This window comes from Ensifer sp. MJa1 (genome assembly GCF_037026475.1).
GTDB lineage: Bacteria > Pseudomonadota > Alphaproteobacteria > Rhizobiales > Rhizobiaceae > Ensifer.
Map to the genome: position 1 here is coordinate 40530 of NZ_JAKUMO010000003.1, position 13546 is coordinate 54075.

Annotated in this window: 11 protein-coding genes; 6 read left to right on the top strand and 5 right to left on the bottom strand. The window is 64.1% G+C overall.

The genetic code is table 11. The annotated features are described in order from the left end of the window. Window positions 1-57: 57 nt before the first annotated feature. From alr to MKZ91_RS05320, 5 genes are all read left to right on the top strand, one after another. Entirely contained in the window at window positions 58-1197 is a 1140-nt protein-coding gene (gene alr, locus MKZ91_RS05300; RefSeq protein WP_336168751.1) for an alanine racemase, read from the top strand. 158 nt (window positions 1198-1355) lie between these two features. Continuing rightward, window positions 1356-2759, top strand: a complete 1404-nt coding sequence (gene radA, locus MKZ91_RS05305) for a DNA repair protein RadA (RefSeq protein WP_336169387.1) — start codon at window positions 1356-1358, stop codon at window positions 2757-2759. 132 nt (window positions 2760-2891) lie between these two features. Next, entirely contained in the window at window positions 2892-3515 is a 624-nt protein-coding gene (locus tag MKZ91_RS05310) for a CvpA family protein (RefSeq protein ID WP_336168753.1), read from the top strand. A gap of 145 nt (window positions 3516-3660) precedes the next feature. Beyond that, the gene (gene purF, locus MKZ91_RS05315) at window positions 3661-5151 is read left to right on the top strand and encodes an amidophosphoribosyltransferase (RefSeq protein ID WP_336168755.1); all 1491 of its coding nucleotides are present in this window, start codon (window positions 3661-3663) and stop codon (window positions 5149-5151) included. A gap of 12 nt (window positions 5152-5163) precedes the next feature. Further along, entirely contained in the window at window positions 5164-5904 is a 741-nt protein-coding gene (locus tag MKZ91_RS05320; protein WP_336168757.1) for an SDR family NAD(P)-dependent oxidoreductase, read from the top strand. A 78-nt stretch (window positions 5905-5982) separates the two neighbouring features. Here MKZ91_RS05320 and pssA read toward each other — a convergent pair whose 3' ends face one another. From pssA to MKZ91_RS05340, 4 genes are all read right to left on the bottom strand, one after another. Continuing rightward, window positions 5983-6858, bottom strand: coding sequence for a CDP-diacylglycerol--serine O-phosphatidyltransferase (gene pssA, locus MKZ91_RS05325; RefSeq protein WP_336168759.1), 876 nt, complete (start codon window positions 6856-6858; stop codon window positions 5983-5985). Between the two features lie 9 nt (window positions 6859-6867). Next, window positions 6868-7566: a phosphatidylserine decarboxylase gene (locus MKZ91_RS05330; RefSeq protein WP_336168762.1), complete on the bottom strand. Its 699-nt coding sequence runs from the start codon at window positions 7564-7566 to the stop codon at window positions 6868-6870. 115 nt (window positions 7567-7681) lie between these two features. After that, window positions 7682-9568, bottom strand: a complete 1887-nt coding sequence (locus tag MKZ91_RS05335) for an ABCB family ABC transporter ATP-binding protein/permease (RefSeq protein WP_336168764.1) — start codon at window positions 9566-9568, stop codon at window positions 7682-7684. Between the two features lie 207 nt (window positions 9569-9775). Next, complete coding sequence (locus MKZ91_RS05340) at window positions 9776-11569, bottom strand: LysM peptidoglycan-binding domain-containing protein (RefSeq protein ID WP_336168766.1); 1794 nt, start codon at window positions 11567-11569, stop codon at window positions 9776-9778. A gap of 229 nt (window positions 11570-11798) precedes the next feature. On the opposite strand from MKZ91_RS05340, the gene MKZ91_RS05345 reads away from it, so the two are divergent. Next, entirely contained in the window at window positions 11799-12434 is a 636-nt protein-coding gene (locus MKZ91_RS05345; protein ID WP_442892201.1) for a TIGR00730 family Rossman fold protein, read from the top strand. A 76-nt stretch (window positions 12435-12510) separates the two neighbouring features. Here the strand turns inward: MKZ91_RS05345 and rarD are convergent, their stop codons facing one another. After that, window positions 12511-13449 (bottom strand): EamA family transporter RarD, encoded by a 939-nt coding sequence (gene rarD / locus MKZ91_RS05350; protein ID WP_336168770.1) that lies wholly within the window; start codon window positions 13447-13449, stop codon window positions 12511-12513. Between the last annotated feature and the right edge of the window lie 97 nt (window positions 13450-13546).

Genomic DNA, 13546 nt, shown 5'->3' on the forward strand with positions numbered 1-13546 from the left:
GCGACGATGGGCGCTTGGCTGTATTGCTCTTTCATCGTCCCAAGCAGAGTGCCCGGCATGCTCACTCCAGAATTTTCTTCCGCTTCCAATCGGCTCACGATCGACCTTGGCGCTCTCACCGACAATTGGCGCGCGATGAACGCCCGCTCCGGAAGCGCGCGGGCCGCCGCGGTGCTCAAGGCGGACGCCTACGGGCTCGGCATCGATTACGCCGCCCCTGCCCTCTATGCGGCCGGCGCCCGCGACTTCTTCGTCGCCAATGCCGAGGAAGGTGCCGAATTGCGGCCGCTCGTGCCGGATGGCCGGATCTACATTCTCGCCGGCATGTGGCCTGGCAACGAGGCGCTCTTCTTCGACAATGGCCTGGTGCCGGTCATCAACTCGGACGAGCAGCTCGCCGTCTTCATGGCGGCCCTGTCGGAGCGCGGCGACCACCCTTGCGTGCTGCATATCGATACCGGCATGAACCGGCTTGGCCTTTCGGTTGAAGCGGCGACCGCCCTTGCCAACGATCCGGCCCGGCCCGCGAGCTTCTCGCCGGTGTTGATCATGAGCCACCTGACCTGCGCCGACGAACCGCACCATCCGCTGAACGCCTACCAGTTGCAGCGCTTCCGCGCAGCGGCGGCCGCCTTCGACGGCGTCGATGCAAGCCTTGCCAACTCCGGCGGCGTGTTCCTCGGCGCTGAATACCACTTCGACCTGACCCGTCCGGGCATTGCCGTCTACGGCGGCGAGGCGGTCAACGGCGTGGTCAATCCGATGACACCCGTGGTCACCGCCGAGGCCCGGATCGTCCAGATTCGCGACGTCCCGGCCGGCGGCACGGCGAGCTATGGCGCCTCTGCCCGCTTCGAGCGCGACAGCCGCATTGCTACCGTCGCGGTCGGCTACGCCGACGGCTATCATCGCTCGGTCTCCGGCGGCGGCGTGACGCTGCGCCAGGCGATGCCATCGGGGGCGTTCGGCTTCCTGCACGGCAGGCCCGTTCCGCATGTCGGCCGCGTCACCATGGACCTCAGCCTCTTCGACGTCACCGACCTTCCTCCGGGCGCAGCGCGCCCTGGCGACTACATCGAGCTTTTCGGTCGCAATATTCCCGTCGACGACGTCGCCCGCGCCGGAGGCACGATCGGATACGAGATGTTGACCAGCCTCGGTCGCCGCTATGTCAGGCATTATGTCGGCGGCGCCTGACGCGCCTTTTCAGACAAATTCCTTGCTGACTTCGCTAAAATTCACCTTTTGTTCCGCGTTTCACGGCATTATGTGACAACACAAAGTGATTCTCCGATCATTGGCGACTGCGGGCCGCAGCCCCGCTGATGACCTCCCTATTCCGAAAGTCGATCCTGATGGCGAAAGCCCGCACACAATTCATCTGCCAGAACTGCGGCACCGTGCACACCCGCTGGGCGGGCAAGTGCGAAGGCTGTGGCGAGTGGAACACCATCATCGAAGACGATCCGACCGCCGGTATCGGCGGTGGTCCCTCGCGCGCACCGAAAAAGGGGCGGCCGGTGGCGCTGACCACGCTGTCCGGCGAGATCGAGGACGCGCCACGCATCCAGACCGGCATTTCCGAACTCGACCGCGTGACCGGTGGCGGCTTCGTGCGCGGCTCGGCCCTGCTGGTCGGCGGCGACCCCGGGATCGGCAAGTCGACGGTGCTGATGCAGGCAGCCTCAGCGCTTTCGCGCCGCAAGCACCGCGTCATCTATGTCTCAGGTGAAGAAGCGGTGGCCCAGGTCCGCCTGCGCGCCCAGCGTCTCGGCGCTGCCGATAGCGACGTGCTTCTCGCAGCCGAGACCAATGTCGAGGACATCCTTGCGACCCTTGCAGAGGGCAAGCGGCCGGACCTGGTCATCATCGACTCGATCCAGACGCTGTGGAGCGACATTGTCGATTCCGCCCCCGGTACGGTGACGCAGGTGCGCACCGGCGTGCAGGCGATGATCCGCTTTGCCAAGCAGACGGGGACTGCCGTCGTGCTCGTCGGCCACGTCACCAAGGAAGGACAGATCGCCGGTCCCCGCGTCGTCGAGCATATGGTCGACGCCGTACTCTATTTCGAGGGCGATCGTGGCCACCACTATCGCATCCTGCGCACGGTCAAGAACCGCTTCGGGCCGACCGACGAGATCGGCGTTTTCGAGATGTCCGACAAGGGCTTGCGCGAAGTCGCCAACCCCTCGGAGCTGTTTCTCGGCGAGCGCAACGAGAAGTCACCAGGCGCCGCCGTCTTTGCCGGCATGGAAGGTACCCGCCCTGTGCTCGTCGAAGTCCAGGCGCTCGTCGCGCCGACGTCGCTCGGCACGCCGCGGCGCGCGATCGTCGGTTGGGATTCCGCCCGGCTGTCGATGATCCTCGCCGTGCTCGAGGCCCATTGCGGGGTTCGGCTCGGCCAGCACGACGTCTACCTCAACATTGCCGGCGGTTACCGGATTTCCGAGCCTGCGGCCGATCTAGCTGTGGCTTCCGCACTGGTTTCGTCGCTTGCCGGGCTTGCCCTTCCGGCGGATTGCGTCTATTTCGGCGAAGTCAGCTTGTCGGGCGCCATCCGGCCGGTTGCGCATACCGCACAACGCCTTAAAGAAGCCGAGAAACTCGGGTTCTCCCAGGCAGTCCTGCCGTCCGCCTCGACCGAACTGCCGAAAAACGGCAATGGCCGGTGGAGCGAAATGGAAAGCCTGCCGGACCTGGTGGCGCGCATCGCGGGATCGCGCAATGCGCTGAGACCGGCGGAGGACGAAGACTGACGATGCGGATGCCGCAGACCGCTCCTTGAGGTCCGGTCGCGACAAGGCTGATAATGCCCTGGATATCAGGCAGGGCCGAAGGCGGATAGGCTTGAGGAGACCCGGACGAACCGGGTCCGGAGTAAGGACAAAATGCCCATTACAATTCTCGACGGTATCGTTCTCGGCGTCGCCCTGTTTTCCGCAATTCTGGCCATGGTCCGCGGCTTCTCGCGCGAGGTTCTCTCGGTCGCAAGCTGGGTGGGTGCAGCAGCCGCCGCCTATTTCCTCTATCCGCAGCTCCTGCCCTATGCCAAGCAGTACACCAGCAGCGACACGGTCGCGCTGATCGGCTCGGCAGCCGTGATCTTCCTGGTCGCGCTGATCATCATTTCCTTCATCACCATGCGGATTGCCGATTTCATCATCGACAGCCGCATCGGCGCGCTCGACCGCACGCTCGGCTTCCTGTTCGGTGCCGCACGCGGCATCCTTCTGGTCGTGGTCGCCATGCTGTTCTTCAACTGGCTCGTCGCGCCGCAGCAGCAGCCGACCTGGGTCACCCAGGCGAAGTCGAAGCCGCTGCTCGACAATCTCGGCAACAAGCTGATCGCGCTGCTGCCCGAAGAAGCCGACGCCACTATCCTCGACCGTCTGCGCGGCAAGGACACGACCGGTGAAGGCGAAGGCGAAGCGCCGACGACCGCGCCCGGCCAGGCACCGACGACGACGCCCGACCAGGCGCCCGCCGAAGACGCACCGGCCACCAGCGGCTGAGACAGGATTAACTTGCCGACAAAGCCCGCCCCGCGGGCTTTGTCCTTTTGGGGAATAACGCTCGCAGTCGTTTTCAGCTAAGATCGCTTGAAGATTGCGGGCCCGATCACGATATGCGCACCGGTACGGAGCAAAGGCGACTGTGATGACCGATCTCAGATCCATCGAAATCCACGATGAACTCGAAGGCGACGAACTGCATGAAGAGTGCGGCGTCTTCGGCATATTGGGGCACTCGGACGCGGCGGCGCTGACAGCGCTCGGGCTGCACGCGCTCCAGCATCGCGGCCAGGAAGCGGCCGGTATCGTCACCTTCGACGGCAAGCAGTTCTGCACCGAAAAGCGCATGGGCCTCGTCGGCGACCACTACACGGACCCTGCGACGCTCGCGAAACTCCCGGGCTTCATGTCGATCGGCCACACGCGCTACTCGACGACGGGCGAAGTGGCGCTGCGCAACGTCCAGCCGCTCTTTGCCGAACTTGAAGTCGGCGGCATCGCGGTTGCCCACAACGGCAACTTCACCAACGGCCTCACCCTTCGCCGGCAACTGATCGCCGACGGCGCCATCTGTCAGTCGACATCGGATACCGAAGTCGTTCTTCACCTGATCGCCCGTTCCAAGCAGGCCTCCTCCTCCGACCGCTTCATCGACGCGATCCGCCAGATGGAAGGCGGCTACTCGATGCTGGCGATGACGCGCACCAAGCTGATCGCAGCGCGTGATCCGATCGGCATCCGCCCGCTCGTCATGGGCGAGCTCGACGGCAAGCCGATCTTCTGCTCCGAGACCTGCGCGCTCGACATCATCGGTGCAACTTACGTGCGCGACGTCGAGAACGGCGAAGTGATCATTTGCGAGATCCAGCCCGACGGCTCGATCACCATCGACGCGCGCAAGCCAGAGGTATCGCAGCCCGAGCGTCTCTGCCTGTTCGAATATGTCTACTTCGCCCGGCCGGACTCGGTTGTCGGCGGCCGCAGCATCTATGTGTCGCGCAAGAACATGGGCATCAACCTCGCCAAGGAAGCACCCGTCGAGGCCGACGTTGTCGTGCCCGTGCCGGACGGCGGCACGCCGGCAGCCCTTGGCTATGCGCAGCAGAGCGGCATCCCCTTCGAATACGGCATCATCCGCAATCACTATGTCGGCCGCACCTTCATCGAGCCGACGCAGCAGATCCGTGCCTTCGGCGTCAAGCTCAAGCACTCGGCCAACCGTGCGATGATTGAAGGCAAGCGGGTCATCCTCGTTGACGATTCGATCGTGCGCGGCACGACGTCGGTGAAGATCGTGCAGATGATGCGCGACGCCGGCGCCCGCGAGGTGCATGTGCGCGTCGCAAGCCCGATGATCTTCCATCCGGACTTCTACGGCATCGACACGCCTGATCGTGACAAGCTTTTGGCAAACCAGCATGCAGACCTCGCCTCCATGTGCCGCTACATCGGTGCAGACTCGCTCGAGTTCCTGTCGATCGACGGCCTTTACGAGGCGGTCGGCGGCGCCAAGCGCGACCCGAAGGCACCGCAGTTCACGGACCACTACTTCACCGGGGACTATCCGACCCGCCTCCTCGACCAGGAAGGCGCCAGCAACGTCCGCAAACTCTCGGTTCTCGCCAGCAACGGATAATTAGACAACAAAATGACCATCAATCTGAAAGACCGGGTGGCCGTGGTCACCGGCGCGTCGCGCGGTATCGGCTATTTCACCGCTCTCGAACTGGCCAAGGCCGGCGCTCATGTCGTTGCCTGCGCACGCACTGTCGGCGGGCTTGAAGAACTCGACGATGCGATCAAGGCCGCGGGCGGTTCGGCAACGCTGGTGCCCTTCGACCTCGCCGACATGGCGGCGATCGACAAGCTCGGCGGCGCCATCAACGAGCGCTGGGGCAAGCTCGACATCCTGGTCGCCAATGCCGGTGTCCTCGGCACGATCTCGCCGATCGGCCATGTCGAGGCCAAGGTGTTCGACAAGGTCATGACGATCAACGTCAACGCCACCTGGCGGCTTATCCGGTCGCTCGAACCGCTGCTGATCAAGTCGGACGCCGGACGCGCGCTGATCCTGTCTTCCAGCGCTGCACACAAGTGCAAGCCGTTCTGGGGCCCCTACTCCGCCTCCAAGGCTGCCGTCGAGGCTTTGGCCCGCACCTGGGCCGGCGAAACGCAGCGCCTGCCGCTGCGCATCCTCTCTGTCGATCCCGGTGCCACGCGTACCGCGATGCGCGCCCAGGCGATGCCGGGTGAGGACCCGGAAACCGTGCCGCATCCGTCCGAAGTCGCCGTCAAGCTGCTGCCGCTCGTCGGTCCCGACCAGACCGAAACCGGCAAGCTCTACATCGTGCGCGAAGACAAGATCGTCGATTATCGGATGCCGGAATAACAAACGGCAGACTACCCAAATCAAAAAGGCCACCGTGTCACCACGGTGGCCTTTTCGTTTGCTTGTATCGGGCCCCGATCAGTCCTTGTCGCCCGGGAGACCATCGCCGCCGGTGGAGGGATGGGCAGGCCAGTCGCCGCCGTACTTGCGTTGCCAGGAGCGCGCGCCAAAGGGCAGCGTGATCAGGTAGCCAAGCGCCGTCAACGCCATCGTTTCCCACGTGTAGGTCATCAGCGTCGCCACATAGAAGACGACGCCGAGAATGACAGGGAGAACGAGATCGCGGCGCACGCGGCTGTTTTCCGACTTGCCCGACCACACTGGCAGGCGGCTCACCAGCAGGAAGGCGATCAGCACCGTGTAGGCCGATGCGATGAGCGCAAAGGTGCGATCGGGCGCCAGCCCCAAGAGGCCGAGATAAACGGGCAGCAGCACCAGCATGGCGCCAGCAGGCGCCGGTACCCCGACGAAATACTCGGACTGCCACGGTGCCTTGACCTGCCGCTCAGCCATGACGTTGAAGCGCGCGAGCCGCAGGCCGCAGGCGATCGCGAAGATCAATGCCGCGATCCAGCCGATCGAGCGGGCCTGATCCAGGATGAAAACGTAGAGCACCAGCGCCGGAGCGACACCGAAATTGATGATGTCGGCCAGCGAGTCCATCTGGCCGCCGAAATTCGACGTTGCCTTCAACGCGCGAGCGACGCGACCGTCGATACCGTCGAGGAACGCCGCGAGCAGGACCATCGCGACGGCGAGCTCGATGCGGTTTTCAAAGGCAAGCCGGATGCCCGAAAGTCCCGCGCAGATCGCAAGCACCGTGATCAAGTTGGGGATCATCAGGCGCAGCGGTATCTCGCGCAGCCGAGGCCCGCGACCCGTGTCGCTCGAACCGTTCTGGTCTGCGGCCGACTGCGGCGTTTCGGTCGGTTTTTCCTGTTCAGAACCTTCCATGTACACTCCTTATGCGCGACGGCTGATGACCGGGCCCTTGGCCGAGCCGAACTCGGCGAGCACGGTTTCCCCCGCGACAGCGGTCTGCCCGACACTTACGCGCGGCTCCGCACCCGACGGCAGGAAAACGTCAAGGCGCGAGCCGAAACGGATGAGGCCGAAGCGCTCACCGGCATCGAGGGACCCGTTTTCATACTTCCAGCAAAGAATGCGGCGAGCAACCAGGCCGGCAATCTGGACGACGCCGATCGCGCCGTGCTTGGTCTCGATCACCAGGCCGTTGCGCTCGTTCTCGTGGCTGGCCTTGTCCAGCTCGGCATTGACGAACTTGCCGGCGCGGTAGACGATACGGGTGATGGTGCCGGCCATCGGCGCGCGGTTCACGTGGCAGTTGAAGACGTTCATGAAGACCGAGATCCGCAGCATCGGTTCGGTGCCGAGATTGAGCTCTTCCGGCGGCGTTACCGTTGCAATCGACGATACGCGACCATCGGCCGGGCTGATCACCAGATCATCGTCGATCGGCGTCATGCGCTCCGGGTCCCGGAAAAAATAGGCGCACCAGGCGGTCAGCACGAAGCCGACCCACATCAGCGGCTCCCACAGGAAGCCAAGCACCAGCGACACGACGAAGAAGATCGCGACGAAGCGATAGCCTTCCTTGTGCACCGGTACGAGCGTGTTGCGGATCGTATTGACCAGGCTCATGAACTCTACTCCAGATTTGATGTGGAACGTGACCTAGCGCGAAATGCCCCGCCGGGCAACGTTGCCCGCCCGGCAGCGACAAAACGCGTCGCGGTCAGCAAAAGAAGTGACACCATCAAACCGCCGGCTCGCCGCGGGTGACGATGCCCAGATCGTCGCTCTCGCGCACGCGCTTCAGCTGTTCTTCGGCTTGCGTTGCTTCGCGCTGGCGGCTCCACATCGATGCGTAGAGACCGTCGCGGTCGATCAGTTCGCCATGGGTGCCGCGCTCGGCAATGACGCCGTCCTTGAGCACGATGATCTCGTCGGCATTGATCACCGTCGAAAGCCGGTGGGCGATGACGAGCGTGGTGCGGTTGCGCGACACGATGTCCAGCGCCGACTGGATTTCCTGCTCGGTACGGGTATCGAGCGCCGAGGTCGCCTCATCGAGGATCAGGATCGGTGGGGCCTTGAGGATCGTGCGGGCAATCGCGACACGCTGCTTCTCGCCGCCCGACAGCTTCAAACCGCGCTCACCGACCATGGCCTGGAAGCCTTCCGGCAGCGTGCGGATGAAATCGGCGATCTGTGCCGCTTCCGCGGCGGCCTCGACCTCAGCCTCCGTGGCCGAGGTCCGGCCGTAGCGGATATTGTAGGCAATCGTGTCGTTGAAGAGCACCGTGTCCTGCGGCACCATGCCGATGACGGAGCGCAGGCTCTTCTGCGTGACGCTGCGCACATCCTGGCCGTCGACAGTGATTGCCCCCTGCTGCACGTCGTAGAAGCGGTAGAGGAGCCGGGAGAGCGTCGATTTGCCCGCGCCGGACGGCCCGACGACGGCAACCGTCTTGCCCGCCGGCACCTCGAAGGTGATGCCCTTCAGGATCGGCCGTGCCGGATCGTAGGCGAAATGCACATCCTTGAAGGCGATGGCGCCGTTGCCGATTGCAAGCTCGACGGCGCCGGGGCGATCGACAACTTCGGCCCGAACATCGAGCAGATCGAACATGTGCTCGATATCCGTCAGGCCCTGGCGAATTTCGCGGTAGACGAAACCGATGAAGTTGAGCGGGATCGCCAGCTGAATCAGCATGGCGTTGATGAAGACGAAATCGCCGAGCGTCTGTTCGCCGCGCTGAACGGCGAGAGCGGACATGGTCATCATCACGGCCGTCCCGGCGCCGAAGATCAGCGCCTGGCCGAAGTTGAGCCAGCCGAGCGACGTCCAGACTTGGGTTGCTGCCTTTTCGTAGCGCTCCATCGACTTGTCGAAGCGGCGCGCTTCCATCTCTTCGTTGCCGAAATACTTGACCGTCTCGAAGTTCAAAAGCGAGTCGATTGCCTTGGTGTTGGCGTCGGTGTCACTGTCGTTCATCGAACGGCGGATCGCGATACGCCAGTCGCTGGCCCTGACCGTGAACCAGATGTAGAGCCAGACGGTGACCGCTGTTACCAGCAAATAGCTGAAGCCATAGCCCCACCAGAAGATCACCGCCGTCAGCAGGAACTCGATCAGGGTCGGCACGCTGTTGAGGATGGTGAAGCGGACGATCGTCTCGATACCCTTGGTGCCACGCTCGATGACGCGCGACAGCCCGCCGGTGCGCCGCTCCAGGTGGAAGCGCAACGACAGCTGGTGCATGTGGACGAAGGTCTTGTAGGCAAGCTGGCGGACCGCGTGCTGGCCGACGCTTGCAAATAGTGCGTCGCGCAGCTGGTTCAGGCCGGCCTGCAGCAGGCGCGCCAGGTTATAGGCCAGCACCAGCATCACAGCGCCGGTCAGAAGCTGCGGCAGGAAGCCGAGAACGTCCGGCTTGCCGTTCAGCGCGTCGGTCGCCCATTTAAACGAATAGGGAACGAGGATCAGCACGACCTTGGCAATGATCAGAATGACGGTTGCCCAGATGACCCTAAGCTTGAGATCGGCCCTGTCGGTCGGCCACATGTAGGGCCACAGGTTGGCGATCGTCTGCAACGGATTGCTGGTATCGGCCGATACCGTTTTCTTCTGGGGTGCCACGTCTGATCCGCTCTTACATTTTCGTGCCGCTAGTCGGCCACAACAGCCTTTGAGCGCCTAGAGCGCCAAGCCATTCCCTTAGCCGAAGTCCGGCGACGCCGTCATCGCCGTTCAATGAAAAGCGGCGCCTTGATGAAGGCGCCGCCTTTGTCGACAGATAGGCATCCCATGCTGCCGCCGCAATGTCGGCAGCAGGCGAAGGGACGCTTACTGCTCGTGTTTCATGTGCTTTCTGTGAATTTCGCGCGATTCTTCATCCGAGATCGCCTTGTCCGGCACACCAAAGACCTGCCCCGGACGAATGCGGTCCGGATCCTCGATCTGGTCCTGGTTGGCCAGATAGATCGTGGTGTAGCGAAGCCCGGCACCATAGACGCGGCGCGAAATCTGCCACAGTGTGTCGCCGCGGCGGATGATCACCGAGGTCTTGCTCTCCTTTAGAGGCTCCTGCTGAACGGTTTGCGGCTCCTCCTGCACGGGCGTGGCAGCGGCCGTCTCCACAGCGGGCTGCGCCACGGGTGCGGCATCTGCGATCGCGCTTCCCGCGCCCATGGCCTTTGCCAGTTCGCCCGGTGCGGGCGCGTCGCCGATCGGCTCAGCCTGTTCGGCAGAGGCGGGCGTTGCACTGCCACGCTCGGCAAGAACCGGACCCACTGCCGCGTCGACCTTGGCAAGCGCCGAGGCGACGCTCGGCGCATCCTGCGAGGCCGACTTCAATGCGGCGAGCGCATCGGATGCCGCCTTCGAGGCCCTTGCTGCGGCTGTGGCAAGCGTCTGATCGGAATTGTCGGCAAGGCGGAAATCGGCCAGCGACTTCAAGGCGATCTCGGTTGCCGACCGGGCGGCGGCAAGCTGCTCGCCGCTCGGCACCTTGCCGTTGGCGTAGAGCCCCTTCAGCAGCGCCAGCGCCTTGCCGGCCTCGGCGCGCAGGCCATCGAGACCGGCGGTGGCCGACGGCGTGCTCGACGGCGCCACGGCGGCAACCTGCGATCCGGCAGGGCGATCGAAAGGAACCGAAGCACGCATCGCGACCTTGGTGCCGTCGTCGTTCAGCATATCGGCGCGGATGATGTGGCTGCCCACGGTCAGTTCGATCTGGCCGTCGACCACGAAGCGGCCCTTGTCGTCGGCCTTCATTTCGCCGAGCAACTTGTCGTCAGCGTAGACACGGACCAGGGCCCCGGCCTTGGCGCTGCCCGCGACGAACATCTTGGCGCCCTCGATCTCGACCGCGCTGACCTGCAGACCGGGCACGCTCGTAGCCTTGGCGGGCGCGGCCGTCGCGTCGCCGGTCGATTGCGGTGTTTGCGTCGTGGTCGACGCGACTTCCGCCGGCTTGCCTTCGGTCGTCTGCGCCGCCTCGGTCTTGGCAGCCTCGGGCGTGGTGATCAGCCGGCTCGCTTCGCCTGGCTTGGAGACCATGGCCAGCAGCTGTCCGGACGGATCCTTGGGAACGGAAACGGTGGCAACTTCCTCGGAACTCTTCACGGCACCGTCTTCACCGGTGGTGCGCAGCGTCAACTGATGATCGCCGGCCGGAAGTGGCTTGTCGAAGACAGCGGCAAAGTCGCCGGTCGCGCCGACATCGGCAGTGCCGACCACGGTGTCGCCACTCAGGATCTCAAGCTTCGAACCGGGTTGTGCGTGACCGGCGATCACGGTCGAGCCGTCCGGCTCTACGCGCACGATGTCAAAACCGGGTATGGACGGATCCTGAACGGCTGCATCGGACTGCGTTGCGTCGCTGCTCGCTGCCGCGTTGTCGGCTGCCTTTGCAACCTCGGCCGGCTTCGTCTCCTCGACTTTCGCGGCGCTGTCGGTCGTCTGCGGGCCTCCGGTTGCCGGCGCGGTCTCGCCCGACTGCACCGCCTTGCCTGCCCCCTGCTCGTCCGTCGGCTTCTTGCCGTCGCCGCGCAGGTTTGGTTGGACCACGAATATCATCAACGCTGTTGCTGCCCCAAGGACAGAAATGGCCACCCAGCCGGCCTTGTTTTTGATCATGCCACTCTCCACACGGAGCGGAGCGACGCTCCGCGCATGCCCTCTCATCGGCCTGCGGTGCGGGCTTGCACTACACATTATAGCGCAACAGCGAGCAAACCGTCCGATTTCTTCAATCAATCACTGAAATTGCTAGCGATTCGCGATTCGGCACACAAGCTGCCGACAGCACGACGGTCCGTGGAAAGCCGGCTTTCCCCTCATTTTTCTTGACCCTTGGTGCGCTGCAATGTTTTTTGAGGGCATGAGCACCGATAGCACCACGATTCGATCCATCTGCGTTTACTGCGGCTCCCAGCCCGGACGCGACCAAGCCTACATGGACGCCGGCCGCGCGCTCGGCCGCTCGATCGCCGATCACGGCCTTCGCCTCGTCTATGGCGGCGGCACCCGCGGCATCATGGGCGCTGTTGCCAGCGGCGTCCTTTCCAGCGGTGGCGAAGTCACCGGGATCATCCCCGAGTTCCTGATGGACAAGGAGGCGACGCGTCATTCGCTTGGCCAGCTCAACGAGCTGATCGTCACCGCCGACATGCACGAGCGCAAGCACACGATGTTCGAGCGCGCCGACGCATTCGTGGCGCTTCCAGGCGGGATCGGCACGCTTGAGGAGATCGTCGAGATCATGACCTGGGCGCAGCTCGGTCGTCACCGCAAGCCGATGGTGTTCGGCAACATCAACAATTTCTGGCGGCCGATGCTGGACCTGTTGCAGCACATGCGCGACGAGGGCTTCGTCCACACGGCGCATCTGGTGCAGCCTCTCGTCGTCGACGATGCGGCAGGTATCGTTCCCGCCATCCTGGCAGCAGCGAGCGGCGGCAACGGCCGCGAGGGCGAAGCCGAGATCATCTCACGGCTCTGATCGCCGTAAGCTGGTCAAACGAAAAAGGCGCGCCATCGGCGCGCCTTTTTCGTTTGGGTGGGGTGACCGACAAGCCTTACTCGGCCGGGCTTGCCTGCACGGCGCGACGTGCGCGGCTTTCCGCCAGCATGGCGCCGGAATAGATCACCAGCGCTGCCCAGATCAGGCCGAAGGCAATGAGCTTGGCGGTGCCGAAGGGCTCGTGGAAAACGAAGACGGCGATCAGGAAGATCATTGTCGGGGCGATGTACTGCATGATGCCGATGGTCGAAAGGCGCAGCAGTTTGGCCCCGTTGGCATAGATCATCAGCGGCACGGCGGTGACGATGCCGCAGGACATCAGCCAGAGAACGTCGGCCATGCCGGTGTCGCCGAAATGGCCCTGCCCGGTTGCCTCGAGCCACACGACGTAGCCGAGCGCCGGGATGCTGAGCAGCAGCACCTCCAGGAAGAAACCCTGGTTCGGGCCGATCGGCAGGGTCTTGCGGAAGAAGGCGTAGAAACCCCAGGACAGGCAAAGGCCGATCGACACCCAGGGCAGGCCGCCGGCGTCGAAGGCGAGCACGGCGACGGCGGAGGCGGCAAGCGCGATCGCAACCATCTGCGCCGGGTTCGGCTTTTCCTTCAAAAGCAACGCGCCGAGGAAGATCGAAAACAGCGGGTTGATGTAATAGCCGAGCGCCGTCTCGATCGCCCGGCCCGCACCAATCGCCCAGACATAGATGCCCCAGTTGACGGTGATCAGCACGGCCGTCAGCGCCGCCATGCGCAACATGCGCGGCGAGCGCAGCGCCACCTTGATGTCATCGGTGCGTCCGAGCCAGAGCAGCACCAGACCCGCAAGCGGCACCGACCAGATGATGCGGTGCGCCACCACCTCCGGCGCGGGAATGTGGGCGACGGCCTTCATGAAGAACGGCAGGAACCCCCACAGCAGATAGGCGGTCAGCGCGAAGGCAAAACCCTTCGCGGAATCGGTGTTTTCGGCGGGTGCTTTCGCGTTCGGCTCGGCCATGACGTCTTTTCCTGGTGTGTTTGCCGGAGAGTCATGATGGCAGAAAGGCCGCTCTCTCCGATCGCAACGGAAGGCGCGGCTTACGAGCCGACAAAGC

Excerpts from the sequence above, each read along its gene's own strand:
- alr (WP_336168751.1), top strand. The coding sequence starts at position 58 with ATGCTCACTCCAGAATTTTCTTCCGCTTCCAATCGGCTCACGATCGAC.
- radA (WP_336169387.1), top strand. The coding sequence starts at position 1,356 with ATGGCGAAAGCCCGCACACAATTCATCTGCCAGAACTGCGGCACCGTG.
- MKZ91_RS05310 (WP_336168753.1), top strand. The coding sequence starts at position 2,892 with ATGCCCATTACAATTCTCGACGGTATCGTTCTCGGCGTCGCCCTGTTT.
- purF (WP_336168755.1), top strand. The coding sequence starts at position 3,661 with ATGACCGATCTCAGATCCATCGAAATCCACGATGAACTCGAAGGCGAC.
- MKZ91_RS05320 (WP_336168757.1), top strand. The coding sequence starts at position 5,164 with ATGACCATCAATCTGAAAGACCGGGTGGCCGTGGTCACCGGCGCGTCG.
- pssA (WP_336168759.1), bottom strand. The coding sequence starts at position 6,858 with ATGGAAGGTTCTGAACAGGAAAAACCGACCGAAACGCCGCAGTCGGCC.
- MKZ91_RS05330 (WP_336168762.1), bottom strand. The coding sequence starts at position 7,566 with ATGAGCCTGGTCAATACGATCCGCAACACGCTCGTACCGGTGCACAAG.
- MKZ91_RS05340 (WP_336168766.1), bottom strand. The coding sequence starts at position 11,569 with ATGATCAAAAACAAGGCCGGCTGGGTGGCCATTTCTGTCCTTGGGGCA.
- MKZ91_RS05345 (WP_442892201.1), top strand. The coding sequence starts at position 11,799 with ATGTTTTTTGAGGGCATGAGCACCGATAGCACCACGATTCGATCCATC.
- rarD (WP_336168770.1), bottom strand. The coding sequence starts at position 13,449 with ATGGCCGAGCCGAACGCGAAAGCACCCGCCGAAAACACCGATTCCGCG.